Source organism: Rhodovulum sp. 12E13 (assembly GCF_003340565.1).
Lineage (GTDB): Bacteria > Pseudomonadota > Alphaproteobacteria > Rhodobacterales > Rhodobacteraceae > HLUCCA09.
On the sequence record NZ_QPLK01000026.1, the window covers coordinates 16,544 to 31,738 of the forward strand.

Consider the following 15,195-nt stretch of genomic DNA (forward strand, 5'->3'; position numbering starts at 1 on the left):
GGGGGCAGCGCCCCCTGGCGCGTCGGCGGTGCGCCCGAGGCGCCCGCCTCATCGCTGGGTCAGGGGCAGGGTGAAGGCGTAGGTGCCGGGAGCGAGGCCTGCCGGAGCGTGCGGGTAGCGCGCCGCGCGCACCGCGGCGAGCGCCGCACGGTCGAGCGCGGCGCTGCCCGAGGAGGCGGCGACGTCCGCGCCCGCGAGCCGCCCGCCGGTCGTGACCGAGAGACGCACGGTCGTCGTGCCCGCTGCGCCCGCCGGTCTGAGCCGACGCTGGACGGCCGCCCGGATGCCGCCGCCCCATTCCGCCATCGCCCGTTGCCGCGTCGCCGGGTCGGCGCGGGGGGCCTCGGAGCGGCCCTGTTGCCCGGCGGCCGCGCCGCCGCCGGTGCCCGCCGCGCGCTGGTCGGGGGCGGCGGCCCGGGCAGGGGGCTGGGGCGCGGGCTGGGGCGCCGGTGCAGGCTGTGAGGTCGGCGCCTCGTGCCTGCCGCTCTGCGGTGCCGCCGGCTCGGCCTGCCTCTCGGGGCGCGCGGGCGGCCGCGGCACCGCCGCCGGCGCGGCGGCCGTCACGGGCGGGGGGGGCGGTGCGGTCTGCGGTGCCGGCGCGGATGCACGCTGCGGCGGGGCAGGGGGCACGGCCGGCGCGGGGACGGGCACGGCTTCGGGCGCAGTCGCAGTCGCAGTCGCAGGCGCAGTCGCCGGTGTCGGCGCGGCCACCAATGCGGCCGGGTCGGGCGATGGTCGCGGGGCCGGCGATGGTGGCGGGGCCGGCGACGGCAGCGACGAGGGCGCGGCAGGCGGCGTGTCCCACCGCGCGACGAGGGTGTCGAGCGCCCCGCTCGCGCCCTGCAGCGTGACGGTCGACTCGCCGCCTGCCCCGGCCGCGCCGGGCGCGCCGCCGGGCACCGCGACGAAGGCCGCAAGGTGCAGTCCGGCGGCCAGCCCGGCGAAGACGAGGGCCTCGGCCAGACGTCTCATCCGGTGGCCCCCGTCCATCGCGCCGCTCCCGTCCCGCGCGGCGCCCCCGCCCGGCGCGACGATCGTGCCGGTTGGCGCGGCCCGCCGCGCATCGCCGGAGTGGTGCCCGCCCTGTTCATCGCGGCCGCACCGCCAGCTCGACCGACGCGACCCCGAGCGAGGTGGCGCGCTCGAGCGCCGCCGCCACCTCGGCCGCCGGCATCCCCGCATCGGCCCGCACGACCAACCGCTCCGGCGCCGCCGCCGCGAGCGCCGCCCAGGCCGCCGCGCCCTCCGCCCCGGCGAAGCTCGCGCGCCCCTCGGCCAGCGTGAGACCTGCCTCCGCCTCGGGCGCGGCGGTCGCGCCAGCCTCGGGCAGCGCGAGGTCGAAGGGGGGCGGGGGCGCGATCTCCGCCGTCATCAGGAAGAAGATCAGCAGCAGGAACACGACGTTGATCATCGGCACGACGCCCTCGGGGCGGGCGCGGCGCGGGGGCCTCCGGAACCGCACGGGCCTAGGCCTCCCCGATGCGCACGGCGCGATGCCGCGCGCCGGCAGCCCCGCACGCCGCGGCCCGATGTGCCACGCCGACCCGGCAGGGTGCGGGCGGCGTCGCCCCGCCGAGGCGCTGCGGGGCGGCGTCCGCCCCTGCACGCTGTCGCGCACGCCTGGGACCGTACAGCCGATCATGGGCGGCGACGCGCGCGCAGCGCCGCGGCGCGGGCAGGAGAGGGGCGCGCACCGCTCTACTCCACCACCGCGAGCGCGCCGAAGCCCGCCGCCCCGAGCGCCTCGGCCACGTCGATCAGCCGCTGCACGTCGGCGCCATCGACCGGGCGCAGCACCACCGTGTCGGAAGGCGCCTCGACCAGCCTGCCGAGCGCCGCCGGCAGTTCCTCGAGCGACACCGGCCGTCCGTTGAGCGCAAGACCGGCCGGCGCGATGTCGACCAGCCGCGGCGGGCCGGACCAGCCCTCGCCCCCGCCGCCCGCGGCAACGGACAGCGACGCATCGCGCCCGATCTGGGCCGCGAGCATGAAGAAGATGAGCAGCAGGAAGACGACGTCGATCATCGGCGTCAGGCTCGGCCGACGGCGCGGGCCGTCCCGGCGGGGAGCGGGGCCGAAGACGAAGCTCATGCCGCTTCGTCCTCCGCCGCCGGGCGCAGCACGAGGCGGGTCGCGATATCCTCCATGTCGCGCTGGGCGGCGTCGGCCACGCCCTCGAACCACGCCAGCGCCACCGCCGCCGGAATCGCGACGCCCATTCCCGCGGCGGTCGTCAGCAGCGCCTCCCATATGCCGCCGGCGAGCACGGCCGGGTCGGCCCGCGCGCCGGTCTCCTGGAGGGCCTGGAACGCCTCGATCATGCCGAGCACGGTGCCGAGAAGCCCGATGAGCGGCGCGATGGTCACGACGAGCTCGAGGGGGCGCAGGCCCGCGCGCAGGCCAGAGAGCTCGCGCATGGCCCGCCTGGCGATCTCTTCCCGCAGCGCCTCGCCCGTCAGCCGGCCCGCGCGGATCAGGCCGGCCACCTCGGCCGCGAAGCGCAGGCGCAGGGCGCGCGGGGCGCCCTCGGGCAGGCGGGGGCGGCCGCCCTCCTCGCACGCCCGGACGAACAGCTCGGCCCGCCGCCGCGCCCAGGCGCCCGCCCGCGCGAGGCGCCAGAGCTTCCACATCACGAGCGCCAGCGTGCCCACCGACAGGGCTGCGATGGCCCATAGCGCGGGGCCGCCGAGGCCGAGAAACGCGCCGAGCCGGCCTGCGTCGAGCCCCGAGCCGAGCCCCGAGCCGAGCCCCGCGCCGAGCGTCGCCAACAGCCCCGTCACCTGCTCCATGCGCCGCCTCCCCCGTTCAGCCCGCCAGGTCCAGTGGCTGGAAGACGGGGCCGTGCTCGGTCGCGCCGAACCAGCCCCGCACACCGAAGACATCGCGCAGGTTGCCCTCGGTCAGCACCGACTCGGGCGGCCCCTCGGCGACGAGCCGCCCCTGATGCAGCAGCACCAGCCGGGTGCAATGGCGCGCGGCAAGCCCGAGGTCGTGCAGGGACACGAGCGCGCCCTTGCCCGCCTCCGCCAGCCGCCGGAACAGCGTCATCGTCGCGATCTGGTGGGCGGGGTCGAGACCCGCCACCGGCTCGTCGGCCATCAACAGCGGCGCCTCCTGCGCCAGCGCGCGGGCGATCAGCACCCGCGCCTGCTCGCCCCCCGAGAGCTCCGTGGCGGGCCGGGCGGCGAAGGCGGCGAGATCCATCCAGTCCAGCGCGCGGGCGACGGCGGCGCGGTCTGCATCCGTCGCGCGGCGGGCGCCGAGATGGGGCAGCCGGCCCAGCGTCACCAGCCGCTCGACGCTGACGGGCCACGCGATCTCGCGCATCTGCGGCATCCAGGCGGCGCTGCGCGCCCGCTCCCGCGGCGCGAGCCGCGCGAGGCTGCTCTCGCCGCGGTGCGGCAGCAGTCCGAGGGCGGCGCGCATCAGGGTCGTCTTGCCGGCGCCGTTGGGGCCGATCAGGCCGACGAGCTCGCCCTCGCCGATGGTCAGCGACACGCCGTCGACCACCGGGCAGGGGCCGCGATGCACGGTCAGGGCGTCAAGGGCGAGCAGCGTCATGCGAATTCCCTCCGCGTGCGCCAGATCAGGTGCAGAAAGAGCGGCGCGCCCACCAGCGCCATCAGCACGCCGAGCTTGAGGTCGCGCTCGGGCAGGATCAGGCGCACGGCCACGTCGGCCGCCAGCACCATGGCCGCGCCGCCCAGCGCCGAGGCCCAGAGCAGTCGGCCGGGCTGTGCGCCGACGAGCGCGCGCAGCAGATGGGGCACCACGAGGCCGACGAAGCCGATCGCGCCCGCCACCGCCGTCGCCGCGCCGACGGCCGCCGCCGTGCCGCCGACCAGCGTCAGCCGCAGGCGCGTCAACCGGATGCCTAGCGCCTCGGCCGCGTCCTCGCCCAGCGTCAGCGCGTCGAGGCCGCGGGCGGTCGCCGCCAGCATCGCCCAGCCCGCGATCATGAAGGGGAGCGCGAGGGCGACATGAGTGAACGAGCGGTCGGCGAGGCTGCCCATCATCCAGAACACGATCTCGTTCGCCGCCCACGGGTTCGGCGAGAGGTTGAGCACCAGCGAGGTGACGGCCGTCGCCAGCGCCCCGATGGCGATGCCGGCGAGGATCAACGTCAGCGTCGAGCCGCGCGGGCCGGCGAGCAGCGTGAGCAGCGCCACCGACAGGCCCGCGCCCGCCAGCGCCGCGAGCGGCAGGCCGAGGGCGAAGGCGGCGGCGAGACCGGTGTGGATGGCGAGCACCGCCCCGAGGGCGGCCGAGGCCGAGATGCCGACGATGCCGGGCTCGGCCAGGGGGTTGCGCAGGTAGCCCTGCATCGCCGCTCCCGCAAGGCCGAGCGAGGCGCCCACCGCCGCGCCGAGGATGGCCCGCGGCAGCCGGATCTCCTGCATCACGAGCGCGAGCGGCCCGCCCTCGCCGGTGACCAGCGCGGCAAGCGCGGCGCGCGGCGGCAGCCCCGCCGGGCCCACCAGCAGCGAGGCCGCGAAGAGCGCCGCCACGAGGAGGCCGAGGGCGAAGGCGAGCGCGCGCGCGCTCATGCCGTGCCTCCGCGGCGCCGAAGGGTCGTCGGGCTCAAGCTCGTATGGCGCAGGCTCGTGCAGTGCGGGCGGCGTGGCCCCATCTCGCTCTCCCGGGCGCGCCTCGTGCGCGCTTGGCGGTTCGACGGGCCCGGGGCGCGCAGCCCCGGGCGGCTTCTCGACATCACCACGGGCGGACGCTCCGCAGGCCGGCCGCGCCCCGCGCCCGGTCAGGGTGATCGCTCCGGCAGGTCTCCTGGCTCGCGGGTCGTCGCTCTGCCGGGCCTTCCCGGGGCGGCCTTGCGGCGCGGTCCCAGTGGCATGTGCCGGCATTGCTCGCCGCTCACAGTTGCGGGGGCAGCCGCGGATTTGGGCCTGGCCGGCCCGCACCGCGTTCCCTCTTCATCGGGCGACGCCGGGTGCCCGGACCGCCCGAACCGGAGCGCGGGCACCCTAGCCGGATTCGCGCCCCGCGAAAGGGGGAAAGCGACGCAGGGCGCAGGCGCCTCCAGGCGCCGCGCATGCCACCGCGCCGCGATCGGCGCCCCGCGGGGTGGAGATATGCGCCCGCTCCCCTATGCTGTTGCGGCGACAGGACGGATGGCGCGCCGCCCTGCCCGGACAGGGCCAGACGGGCGAGGCGCCGCGCAGAGCCCGACGGGAGCGCAGCATGACGGACATGGCCGACGACGCCATCGTCGACCTCCTCGTGATCGGCGGGGGGATCAACGGGACGGGAATCGCACGGGACGCCGCGGGGCGCGGCCTGTCGGTCGCGCTGGTCGAGATGGACGATCTCGCGCAGGCGACCTCCTCGGCCTCGACCAAGCTCTTCCACGGCGGGCTGCGCTATCTCGAGTATTTCGAGTTCGACCTGGTGCGCAAGGCGCTGGTCGAGCGAGAGGTGCTGCTGCGCGCCATGCCGCACATCTCGTGGCCCCTGCGCTTCGTGCTGCCCTGGCACCCCGAGATGCGGTTCGAGGGCGACACGCCGACCTCGCGCCTGCTGACCAGGGTGATGCCGTGGATGAAGGGGCGCCGGCCGGCCTGGCTGATCCGCCTCGGCCTGTTTCTCTACGATCATCTCGGCGGCCGAAAGATCCTGCCGCCCACCCGCACGCTCGATCTGCGCCGCCGCCCAGAGGGCGCGCCATTGCAGGATCGCTTCCGGACCGCCTACGAGTACTCCGATTGCTGGGTCGAGGATTCCCGCCTCGTCGTGCTGAATGCCCGCGACGCGGCCGAGCGCGGCGCCAGCATCCTGCCGCGCACGAGGCTCGTCGGCGCCGAGCCGCGGGGCGGGTGCTGGGAGGCCACGCTGCGCGACGCCGAGACGGGCGAGACCGTGACGCGCCGTGCGCGGATGCTGGTCAACGCCGCCGGCCCCTGGGTGGGCGACGTGCTGCACGGCACGCTCAGGCTCAACACGCCCGACGACATCCGCCTGGTGCGCGGCTCGCATATCGTCACGCGCAAGCTCTTCGACCATGACAAGGCGTATTTCCTGCAAGGGACCGACGGGCGCATCATCTTCGCCATCCCCTACGAGACCGATTTCACCCTGATCGGCACGACCGACCAGGAGCACCCCGACGCCGACGCGACCCCCGAGATCACCGAGGGCGAAAAGCGCTACCTGCTCGATTTCGCCTCGTCCTACTTCGAGCGGCCGGTGACCGAGGACGACGTGGTCTGGACGTATTCCGGCGTCCGCCCGCTTTACGACGACGGGGCGAAGTCGGCCACCGCCGCCACCCGCGACTACGTGCTCAAGCTCGAGCGCGCGCAGGGCGCGCCGGTGCTCAACGTCTTCGGTGGCAAGATCACGACCTACCGAAAGCTCGCCGAGGGGGCGCTCGGCAGGATCGCCGAGGTGTTCCCGCAGGCGTCCGGGCCGTGGACGGCGGGCGTGCCGCTGCCCGGGGGCGACTTTCCCGTGACGGGGGTGGGCGCTTTGGTCGAGGGCCTGCGTGCCGACTACCCGTTCCTGACCGACCGTTGGGCGCTCCGCCTCGTGCGCGCCTACGGCACCGAGGCGCGGGCGATCCTCGGCGCGGCCCGCGCGGAGGGCGATCTCGGCGAGGCGTTCGGCGCGACCCTGACGGCGGCCGAGGTCGACTGGCTGATGACGCGCGAATTCGCCCGCACCGCCGCCGACGTCGTCTGGCGCCGCTCGAAGCTCGGCCTGCGGATGACCGCCGGGGAGATTGCCCGCCTCGACACCTGGATGGCAGAGCGCCGCCCGGCCCTCGCCGCGGCGGCCGAGTGAGCGCCTACTTCGTCAGGATCAGCTTGCCCGACCGGGTCATGCGCAGGGTATAGATCTGCTCGCCCAGCGCGATTTCGGCGCGGTCGGCGCCCGCCAGAAGGTCCTCCACGCGGTAGCGCAGCGGCGGTTCGGGGCGCGGGGCCGGACGATGGAAGCGATCGGGGCGGTCGTCGTCCATCGGCTCAGCGCGGGGCACGGGCGGCAGGCTCCACCCTGTCGATGAGCCAGTCGATGGCGAAGCCCTGCGGCAATCCCGCCTCTCGCAGGATCTCGGCGAGATCGTCGCGGGCCAGGCAGCGGTCGGTGAGGTCTCTCCCGCCGAGCGACGTCTCTCGGGCATGGGGGAAGGGTTGGGGTCGGGCAGCCATGCGCGCGCCTCCGTGGGAAACCGTATCGCGTGCGCCTCTGGCTGCCCGGCCGTGCCGGCGCGGGGCCGGCCGCGCGGGTGGCGGCGCCTCCAATTCCTGAGTGAAATGCTCGGGCGTGTCAAGCCGCCCGTGCATTGCACCGTGCTCTGCGCCGGCCATTGCGCCATGCCCTGCGCGTGGCGCACCCGCGGCGCCTGTCTTCTTCTTGCTCCAAATATCCCGGGGGAGTCGCCCGGATCGGGCGACGGGGGCAGCGCCCCCGACCCCGGCTCCGCCTTCCGCCCCGGGCTCCGCTTCCGCGCCCGGTTGCGCCCCCGCCCCTTTCAGGTCGTGCGGCGGGTGAAGACGAGGCCCATCGAGTCGCGCAGGGTGATCGGCCCGCCGGTATAGTCGGGCCCGATGTCGGGGGTGCGCAGCGCCAGCTCCCACCCCGCGCCCGCGAGCCCCTCGACGGGCAGGGCGAGCGGGTCGATCTCGTCGGTCGCCTGTCCCTCCATGTGCATCACCGAATAGACCTGTTCGCCGTCTGGCCCGTGACGGAGCGAGGTGAACACGCAGCGCCCCGCGATGGGCCGCAGGTAGTCGAACCGGTCGGCAGGCCCGTAATTGTCGCGCAGCCATGGCCGGGCGCGGCGGAAGTTGCGCAGCCGCATCATGAAGTCGGCCTGGGCGGGCTCGAGCGAGGACAGCGAGTGCGAGACGTTGCAGTAGTCGTGCATGTCGTCCATCCACGCCCGCGCGATTTCCTTGAGGTTCTGCACGGTGAACATCTCGGGCCCCGCGAGCGCGGGCTCGGGCCGGTTCAGCAGCCGCACGATCTCGTCGAGGTCGTAGTCGGTCACCTCCACCAGCCCCTGCAGGAACTCGAGGAAGCGGGCGAGATCCTCCCGTGTCTCGTAGCCAAGCGCCTTGAGCCGGCGGAAATTGGCGGGGATCGAATAGGCATAGGCGTCGACCTGCCATTTCAGGCTGATCGCCTCCTCGGCCACCACCTTGACGCCGTAGCGGTCGTCCTGGTTGCGGATGAAGCCCCACGAGGCGCGCGCCGTGGCGTTGAGGAAATCCATCGGCACGCCCGGCATGGCCGCGTTGGTGAAGATCGCGACGACCGGGTTGTCGTAGGCCTTGTCGAGGATCTCCATCTGCGTCTCGCCGAGGCGGGTGTTGATGTTGAGCTTGGGGTTGACCTGCGTGCCCCGCCGCAGCGTGTCGTGGTTCGATGTGCCGCTGATCCAGTTGGAGCCCACCTTCAGCATCTCCTGGATGCGCCAGAACTTCGACAGCCAGAAGGTGTAGAGGAACGGCGTGTTGTGCGCGAAGGTCAACGGCCCCCACTGGAACACGTCGTCGTCGCGCTGCGTCTCGATGACCGCACGATAGGTCGACGAGAGCTCCCAGTCCTCCTGCGGCCAGGGGCGGCCGTCCTCGAAGATGAACCACGGGCGGTAGGGCACGCCCGCGACCTCCTGCACCATGTCGGCCATCGACTGCAGGTAGTCGTCGTCGTGCCTGAGCTCCTGCGCCGAGCTGTCCCAGAACTTGAAGTCCTGCGCGCCGTCGACGCGCACCCCGTCGGCGCCGAAATCGACCTTGCGGCGCTGCATCTCGAGCAGGATCGCCCGCACCGCGGGGTTCTGGTAGTCTAGGTTCTGCCCGTACATGTTGGGCCCCGCGAAGAAATGGCTGTTCAGCGCGGCGAGGCCCTGGTTGTCGGAATGGCCGAAGACGACATCGAGGATCAGCTTCTTCGGCCGCTTGGGAAAGGTATGCAGGACGGCGGCGAAATCGGCCAGCTCGTCGGGCCGGCCCGTCTCGAGCAGCACGGGGTTCACCGTGCCCATGCCCGCGATCACCACGTCGTAGCCCCAGTTCGTGGTGTCGGGGCGGTGCAGCGTGACGGTCACGCCGGTATCGTCGCCCACGTCCTCCTCCCAGAAGGCGGGTCCGGTCTCGTAGACCGTGGTGGGCTCGACGGGCAGGAGCTGCACCGCGTCGTAGCCGAGAAAGAGCTGATCGGCCGGCTCGAAGGTCAGGCCCGCCTCCAGCCGTTCGGCCAGGCGCTCGTAGTGGCGCGTCAGCGAGGCGAGCGTGCCGCCCGCTGTCGCCGTGGGCACGTGGATCTGCAGGATGTTGACGGGCGGCCCCAGCTTGGCGGGAGCGTCCCCCTCGCGCTCGAACGCCTCGAAATGCGCCTTGTCGCGCCGTGCCGACTGCATTGCCGCCACGTCGTACAGTTCGGCCGGCGCGAAGGCGCCGAAGGGCAGCGAGGCGGCGAGCGGGTCGAGGATGCGGTGCCACTGGCCCTCGGCATCGCGCCACACCAGCGCATAGAAGTCGCCCACCACGTCGCGCGTGCCCGCCTGCATCCCCCTGACGGCCGCGAAGGTGTGCGCCTCGTAGCGGACCGTCGGCACGTAGACCCGCTCGAACCGCAGCTTCTGCCGGGTGGTGGTGAGGTCGAGCGGCTCGCGCGGCGAGAGCACCTCGAGAAAGACGTCGCCGCGCGGCACGCGGGCGTCGAGCAATTCAGGTGTCCAGAAGCCGAAGCACGCCACGTCGCCCTCGACCTGCCCCCCGAGCTTGCGCGCGATGGCCTGCTCGCCGGCGAAGGCGGTGGCGGAGGTGTTCCACAGCCGGTGCGCTTCGTCGGCCAGCGCCTGGGCGGCGTCCATGTCTTCCTTGATCCGCTCCGCGAGCGGGGTCGTGTCGGTGTCCTTCATCGCGGCCTCCTCAGCCGTCGTGCACGAGGAACAGGGCGGAGAGCGGCGGCAGATAGACCTGCGCCGAGGCGGCGAAGCCGTGCAGCCCCGGCCGGTCGGCGGCGATGCCGCCCATGTTGCCGCGGTCGGCGCCGCCATAGACGCGCGCATCGGTATTCAGCGCCTCTCGCCACGTGCCCTTCAGCGGCAGGCTGAGGCGGTAGTTCGACCGCTCGACCGGGGTGAAGTTGACGACGACGACCATCTCGCGGTCGCCTTCGCCGCCGCGCCGCAGCCACGCATAGACCGAGTGGTCGGCATCGTCGGCCTCGATCCACTGGAAGCCGTAGGGCTCGGCGTCGCGCACGTGCAGCGCGGGCTCGCCGCGGTAGAGCGTGTTGAGGTCGCGCACCAGCCGCTTCAGCCCCGCATGGAGGGGATCGTCGAGATGCCACCAGTGCAGCGCCTCGTCGTGGTTCCATTCGGCCTGCTGGCCGAATTCCTGGCCCATGAAGAGCAGTTTCTTGCCCGGGTGCCCCCACATGAAGCCGTAATAGGCCCGCATGTTGGCGAGCTTGTCCTCGTGCGAGCCCGGCATCCGGGTGTAGAGCGAGCCCTTGCCGTGCACGACCTCGTCATGGCTGATCGGCAGGATGAAGTTTTCCGAGAAGGCGTAGGTCAGCCCGAAGGTCATCTGGTTGTGGTGATGCTTCCGCCAGGCCGGGTCCTTCTTCATGTATTCGAGGGTGTCGTTCATCCACCCCATGTTCCACTTGTAGCCGAAGCCCAGGCCCCCGCCGTCGACCGGGGCCGAGACGCCGGGAAAGCTGGTGCTCTCCTCGGCCACCGTCATGATGCCGGGCACCTCGCCGTAGACGGTGGTGTTGGTCTCCTGCAGGAGCGAAATCGCCTCGAGGTTCTCGCGCCCGCCATGGATGTTGGGCACCCACTCGCCCTCCTTGCGCGAATAGTCGCGGTAGAGCATCGAGGCGACGGCATCCACGCGCAGCCCGTCGACGTGGTATTCCTCCAGCCAGTAGAGCGCGTTCGACATCAGGAAGTTGGCCACTTCCGTCCGGCCGAAGTTGTAGATCAGCGTGTTCCAGTCGTGGTGGAAGCCCTCGCGCGGGTCGGCGTGCTCGTAGAGCGCGGTGCCGTCGAACTGCCCCAGCCCGTGCGGGTCGGTCGGGAAGTGCCCCGGCACCCAGTCGAGCAGCACGCCCACGCCCGCCCGGTGGGCGGCGTCGATCAGGTCGCGGAACTCGTGCGGCGGGCCGTGGCGGATCGTGGGCGCGAACAGGCCCACCGGCTGATAGCCCCACGAGCCGTCGAACGGATACTCGCTGATCGGCAACAGCTCGATATGGGTGAAGCCCATGTCGCTGACGTAGGCGACCAGCTCCTCCGCCGCCTCCCTGTAGCTTATGCGCCGGTTCTCGGCCTTGCGCACCCACGAGCCCAGATGCACCTCGTAGATCGAGATGGGGGCGGTTCGGGCGTTGCGGCCCTCGCGGCTCGCCATCCACTCCCCGTCGTGCCAGCCGTAGCCGGTGATGTCGCGCACGACCGAGGCGGTGGCGGGCGGATGCTCGGCGCCGAAGCCCACCGGGTCGGCCTTGAGCGGCTGGAGCGTGCCGTCGCGGCCCAGGATCTCGTACTTGTAGGCCTCGCCCTCGCCCACGCCGGGCACGAAGATCTCCCACACGCCGGTCGCGCCCCGCCGCCGCATCGGCAGGCGCCGCCCGTCCCACGCGGAAAAGGCGCCGACCACCGAGACGCGCCGCGCGTTCGGCGCCCAGACCGCGAAATGGGTGCCGCGCGCGCCCTCGTGCTCGCGCACATGCGCGCCGAGCGCCATCCACAGGCGGCGATGCGTGCCCTCGCCGAGCAGGTATTCGTCCATCTCGCCGATGACGGGGCCGAAGCCGTAGGCATCCTCGAAGGTGAAGCCGGAGCCGTCCTCGAAGGTCGCCGTCAGGGTATAGGGCGCCTCGCCCGGCACCGGCCCCGAGAACAGGCCCGGATGGGCGGTGGAGCGGGCGAGCTCGTGCGCCTGCCCGCCGGTCTCGGCCACGAGCGACCGCGCGGCGGGCATCATGACCGTGACATGCCGGGCGCCCGCGCGTCGGTGCGGCCCCAGCACCGAGAACGGGTCGTCGTGGCGGCCCTCGGCGAGGCGGGCGCGGTCGGTTTCGGGGATCAGGGCGAGCGGGTCCTTGGTGCGCGTATCCATCCCCCAAGCCTAGGCGAGCTGGATCAGAGTGCAACAGCGGCCGGAAGCGGGGCGTGGGGCCGGCGCGCCCTGGCGGCGCGATGGGCCCGGCGCGGGGCGGGGTCGCCGGACGGCGCGCGCCTATCCCCGCCCGCGCGCGGCCGTCCATGCCCGGCCGGTGCGGCGCCGCTCGGCGTCGAGCGCGGGCGGGCCATGGCGGGCGGCCGCGAGCGCTGTCTCTGCGTCCTGTCCCTCGACGGCGGCGCGCGCGACCTCTCTGAGCGCGAAGGTCTCGACCCGGGCGCGCGGCCCCAGCGCCGCGCGGGCGAGGCCATGGGCGGCAAGATAGGTCAGGTGCGCGCCGGCGAGGCGGGCGCCGGGGGCGGGCTCTCCGGCGGCGTTCGCCTCGCAGGCGGCGGCATCGGCCGAGTGGTAGGAGCGGCAGATGAGCGGGCGGGCCTCGTAGGCGCGGCACATGCGGGTTGCCGGGTCGAGCGCGGGGCAGGCGTTCGGGTGCCAGTCGCGCCCGTCGGGCTCGCCTGCGCGGGGGGCGAGCGCGGCGTGCAGCCGCTCGGCCTCGTGCGCGGTGATCGTGCCGCCGTCCTCGCCCGACAGGATGCAGCAGAAGGCGCAGCCGGCGGCGCAGGCTGCGCCCTTCGCCGGGTCCTGACCCTGCGCGGTGGCCTGCTCGCGCTCGACATGGGCGATGGTGGCGGCCGCGCGCCCGTCGGCCATGTGCCGCGCGATCTCGGCCAGCGGCACGCCCTGTGCCGCAGCACTCTCGACGAACGCCTCGAGCGCCTTCTTCGCCCTCTCGGCCAGCTCCGGCGGCGTGCCCGGCAGCTTCGCCGCCCGGATCCGGCGGGCGAGAGCGTCGGCGTCCGTCACCGGCCCACGCCCCCCCGTGGCCGCCCGTCGCCGCCTGTCCGCCCGGCTCATGTGTGCAGGATCTCCATCCCGTCTCTCCTGACAGCGGCGGCGCCCGCTCGCAAGGCTTGACCTGCGGCCCCCGGCCCCGACAACGCAGGCACGGATTTCTTGCCCGCTGCCGAGCCCGCGGCGGCCACCCGCCCGCTCGCGCTGCGCCTGCGCCCGAGAGACGACCTGCGTGCTGCCATCGAGCGCGCCTTCGACGCCGCTTCCGAGCGTGCGGGCATCCTTGCGGCGGCCCTCGGCTCGCTCGCTTGCGCCCGGCTTCGGCCGGCGGGCCGCGACGCCGCGCTCGAGGTGACGGGACCGCTCGAGATCGTGGCGCTTTCCGGCCCGCCGTGTCGGGCGATCTGTGTGTGACGACCGGCTGTCACCTGCTGCCGGGCTGCGCCTTGCGCAACAAGGGAGCGCTGGCGCTGGCGGAGGGGCCGCCCTTCGCCCGGCTTTTGGAACCCCAGACCGGATAGCGCGAGCTCGCCGTCGTCCCCTGATCGCTTGTCCGGGTCGCCGCCCCGTCGCTGCACCCCGTCGCTGCACCCCGTCCCCGCTTGCCGGCCGTTCTGGCTCCTGCTACCAGCCGGCGCGCGGCAGCGCCGCGTCTCGCACAGGAGCGTGCCCCGCCATGGCCCCTTGCCTCACCTTCCTCGTGCCCATCCGGCACCCGGACAACATGGCCTCCGTCCCGATGGCGATGCGCTATCTCTCCACGACGCTGCGCTCCTTCGCCAATCAGAGCTCGCAAGACTGGCGTGCGGTGATCGCGGCAAACCGCGGCACACCGCTCCCCGACCTGCCCGACCGGACCGAGGTCGCCTGGCTCGACATGCCTGCCAATCGCGTGCATGACATGGCCGAGCACGGCTACCAGACCGCCATCGAGGCTTTCGAGCCGGACAAGAGTCGCCGCCTGCTTGCCGCGCTCGAGCAGGCGCCCGACAGCCCCTATGTCATGGCGGTCGACGACGACGATCTTCTCCACCGGGATCTCGTGCGCTTCGTCGTCGAACGGCAGGGCGAGAATGGCTGGTATGTCCAGTCCGGCTGGCAGTTCGAACAGGCCGGCCCTGTCGAGATCATCGCGCCGCTGGACGACTTCCACCTGAAGTCCGGCAGCAGCCTCGTGCATCGGCGCGACCTGCTCGGGCTCGATGGAGCGAACGAGGCGACGCAGCTCGAAAGGATCCGGACCGAGTTCGTGCAGCACCATTTCGTCCGGGATCTTCGGGCGAAATCGGACGCGCCGCTCGCGCCCTTCACCTTTCGCGCGGCCCCTATCGCCGCCGCCACCCCAATTCGCACAGCCGGCCCCGTCAGAAGCCGCCGCTGCTGCGATGGCAGGTGGTGAACCGGGGCCTTTTACGCAACCCCCGCCGAAATCTGGCGAACCTCGGCCGGATCAGGGTCTTCACGGGCGGGCTGCGGCGGGACTTCGTGGGCTGAAGCGGCGCGAAACCGCCCCGCGGCCATCGGCGGGCCGCCTCTGCGCCGCGCCCCCGGGCCCGACATGGCTTGACCGGCGCGCCGCGGCCGGGAGAGTGGGCACATGACGCGCTCCCCGCTCTCCCGCGGCTGGCCCGCCGACGCCAGCCGGTTCCTCGCCCTTCGGCTGCAGCCGGGCGAGGATCTGCGCGGCGTGCTGGAGCAGACCTTTGCGGATCAGCCCGAGCAGGCCGGCTTTCTCGCCGCCGCCGTGGGCTCGCTGACCCGGGCCCGCCTTCGTCCCGCCGGCCGCGACGACGCGCTGGAGGTGGCCGGCCCGCTGGAGATCGTCGCCCTCTCTGGCACCTTCTCGCACGACGGCCCGCACCTGCACCTCGCCGTGGCGGACAGGGTGGGCGGCATGACCGGCGGCCACCTGCTGCCGGGATGCGAGGTGCGCACGACGGCGGAGGTGGTGCTGGCACTGGCCGAGGGCCCCGTCTTCACCCGGCCGGTCGACCCCGAGACGGGGTATCGGGAGCTGGCGTTTCGGTGAGGTTCCCGGCGCGGAAGCAAGGCCGCAGGCCGCCGCGCCATCGCCGGGCCGCCCCGTCGCACCGGAGGTGCGCCGCATAGACTCGGCTCGGGCGGTGTCAGCAAACCGTGTTGGCGCGTGGAGCTGAGGCGAGCAGCGTCGTGAGGACGTTGAGGTAACTCGTGGCTCCGTTTTCTCGGGCGGCGTGCCATCGACCGTAGGCGGCGAGGTTCTTCG

The 15,195-nt window shown here is 73.6% G+C and carries 15 protein-coding genes and 1 riboswitch; of the genes, 4 read left to right on the forward strand and 11 right to left on the reverse strand.

What is annotated here, in order from left to right:
• Positions 1–48 precede the first annotated feature (48 nt).
• The 6 genes from DLJ49_RS22805 to DLJ49_RS17605 all read right to left on the reverse strand — a co-directional run bounded on the left by DLJ49_RS22805 (position 49) and on the right by DLJ49_RS17605 (position 4,547).
• On the reverse strand, positions 49–972 hold the full coding sequence (locus tag DLJ49_RS22805) for a TonB family protein (RefSeq protein WP_147277337.1): 924 nt from the start codon (positions 970–972) through the stop codon (positions 49–51).
• Between the two features lie 115 nt (positions 973–1,087).
• The gene (locus DLJ49_RS17585; protein ID WP_115394872.1) at positions 1,088–1,411 is read right to left on the reverse strand and encodes an ExbD/TolR family protein; all 324 of its coding nucleotides are present in this window, start codon (positions 1,409–1,411) and stop codon (positions 1,088–1,090) included.
• Between the two features lie 287 nt (positions 1,412–1,698).
• The gene (locus tag DLJ49_RS17590) at positions 1,699–2,091 is read right to left on the reverse strand and encodes an ExbD/TolR family protein (RefSeq protein ID WP_115394858.1); all 393 of its coding nucleotides are present in this window, start codon (positions 2,089–2,091) and stop codon (positions 1,699–1,701) included.
• Entirely contained in the window at positions 2,088–2,789 is a 702-nt protein-coding gene (locus DLJ49_RS17595; protein WP_115394859.1) for a MotA/TolQ/ExbB proton channel family protein, read from the reverse strand. Before DLJ49_RS17595 ends, DLJ49_RS17590 begins: the two co-directional genes overlap by 4 nt.
• A 16-nt stretch (positions 2,790–2,805) precedes the next feature.
• On the reverse strand, positions 2,806–3,561 hold the full coding sequence (locus DLJ49_RS17600; RefSeq protein ID WP_115394860.1) for an ABC transporter ATP-binding protein: 756 nt from the start codon (positions 3,559–3,561) through the stop codon (positions 2,806–2,808).
• A complete protein-coding gene (locus DLJ49_RS17605; protein WP_115394861.1) occupies positions 3,558–4,547 on the reverse strand; it encodes a FecCD family ABC transporter permease in 990 nt (329 codons plus the stop codon). Before DLJ49_RS17605 ends, DLJ49_RS17600 begins: the two co-directional genes overlap by 4 nt.
• Positions 4,548–4,754: 207 nt before the next feature.
• Positions 4,755–4,983, reverse strand: a riboswitch (cobalamin riboswitch).
• Positions 4,984–5,196: 213 nt separating this feature from the next.
• On the opposite strand from DLJ49_RS17605, the gene glpD reads away from it, so the two are divergent.
• Positions 5,197–6,795: a glycerol-3-phosphate dehydrogenase gene (glpD, locus tag DLJ49_RS17610; protein ID WP_115394862.1), complete on the forward strand. Its 1,599-nt coding sequence runs from the start codon at positions 5,197–5,199 to the stop codon at positions 6,793–6,795.
• 4 nt (positions 6,796–6,799) lie between these two features.
• On the opposite strand, the gene hemP is transcribed toward glpD, so the two are convergent.
• The 5 genes from hemP to DLJ49_RS17635 form a co-directional block, all read right to left on the reverse strand.
• Positions 6,800–6,991: a hemin uptake protein HemP gene (gene hemP / locus DLJ49_RS17615; RefSeq protein ID WP_233489181.1), complete on the reverse strand. Its 192-nt coding sequence runs from the start codon at positions 6,989–6,991 to the stop codon at positions 6,800–6,802.
• A complete protein-coding gene (locus DLJ49_RS17620; protein WP_115394864.1) occupies positions 6,978–7,163 on the reverse strand; it encodes a hypothetical protein in 186 nt (61 codons plus the stop codon). Before DLJ49_RS17620 ends, hemP begins: the two co-directional genes overlap by 14 nt.
• 323 nt (positions 7,164–7,486) lie before the next feature.
• On the reverse strand, positions 7,487–9,883 hold the full coding sequence (gghA, locus tag DLJ49_RS17625) for a glucosylglycerol hydrolase (RefSeq protein ID WP_115394865.1): 2,397 nt from the start codon (positions 9,881–9,883) through the stop codon (positions 7,487–7,489).
• Between the two features lie 10 nt (positions 9,884–9,893).
• Positions 9,894–12,095, reverse strand: coding sequence for a 1,4-alpha-glucan branching protein GlgB (gene glgB, locus DLJ49_RS17630; protein WP_115394866.1), 2,202 nt, complete (start codon positions 12,093–12,095; stop codon positions 9,894–9,896).
• A gap of 120 nt (positions 12,096–12,215) precedes the next feature.
• Complete coding sequence (locus DLJ49_RS17635; RefSeq protein ID WP_158547500.1) at positions 12,216–12,962, reverse strand: YkgJ family cysteine cluster protein; 747 nt, start codon at positions 12,960–12,962, stop codon at positions 12,216–12,218.
• A 150-nt stretch (positions 12,963–13,112) separates the two neighbouring features.
• Here DLJ49_RS17635 and DLJ49_RS17640 point away from each other — a divergent pair, with 150 nt between their 5' ends.
• From DLJ49_RS17640 to DLJ49_RS17650, 3 genes are all read left to right on the forward strand, one after another.
• The gene (locus DLJ49_RS17640; protein ID WP_115394868.1) at positions 13,113–13,364 is read left to right on the forward strand and encodes a PCC domain-containing protein; all 252 of its coding nucleotides are present in this window, start codon (positions 13,113–13,115) and stop codon (positions 13,362–13,364) included.
• Between the two features lie 262 nt (positions 13,365–13,626).
• Positions 13,627–14,349: a hypothetical protein gene (locus tag DLJ49_RS17645; protein ID WP_115394869.1), complete on the forward strand. Its 723-nt coding sequence runs from the start codon at positions 13,627–13,629 to the stop codon at positions 14,347–14,349.
• Positions 14,350–14,547: 198 nt separating this feature from the next.
• A complete protein-coding gene (locus DLJ49_RS17650; protein ID WP_115394870.1) occupies positions 14,548–14,979 on the forward strand; it encodes a PPC domain-containing DNA-binding protein in 432 nt (143 codons plus the stop codon).
• Positions 14,980–15,195: the final 216 nt, after the last annotated feature.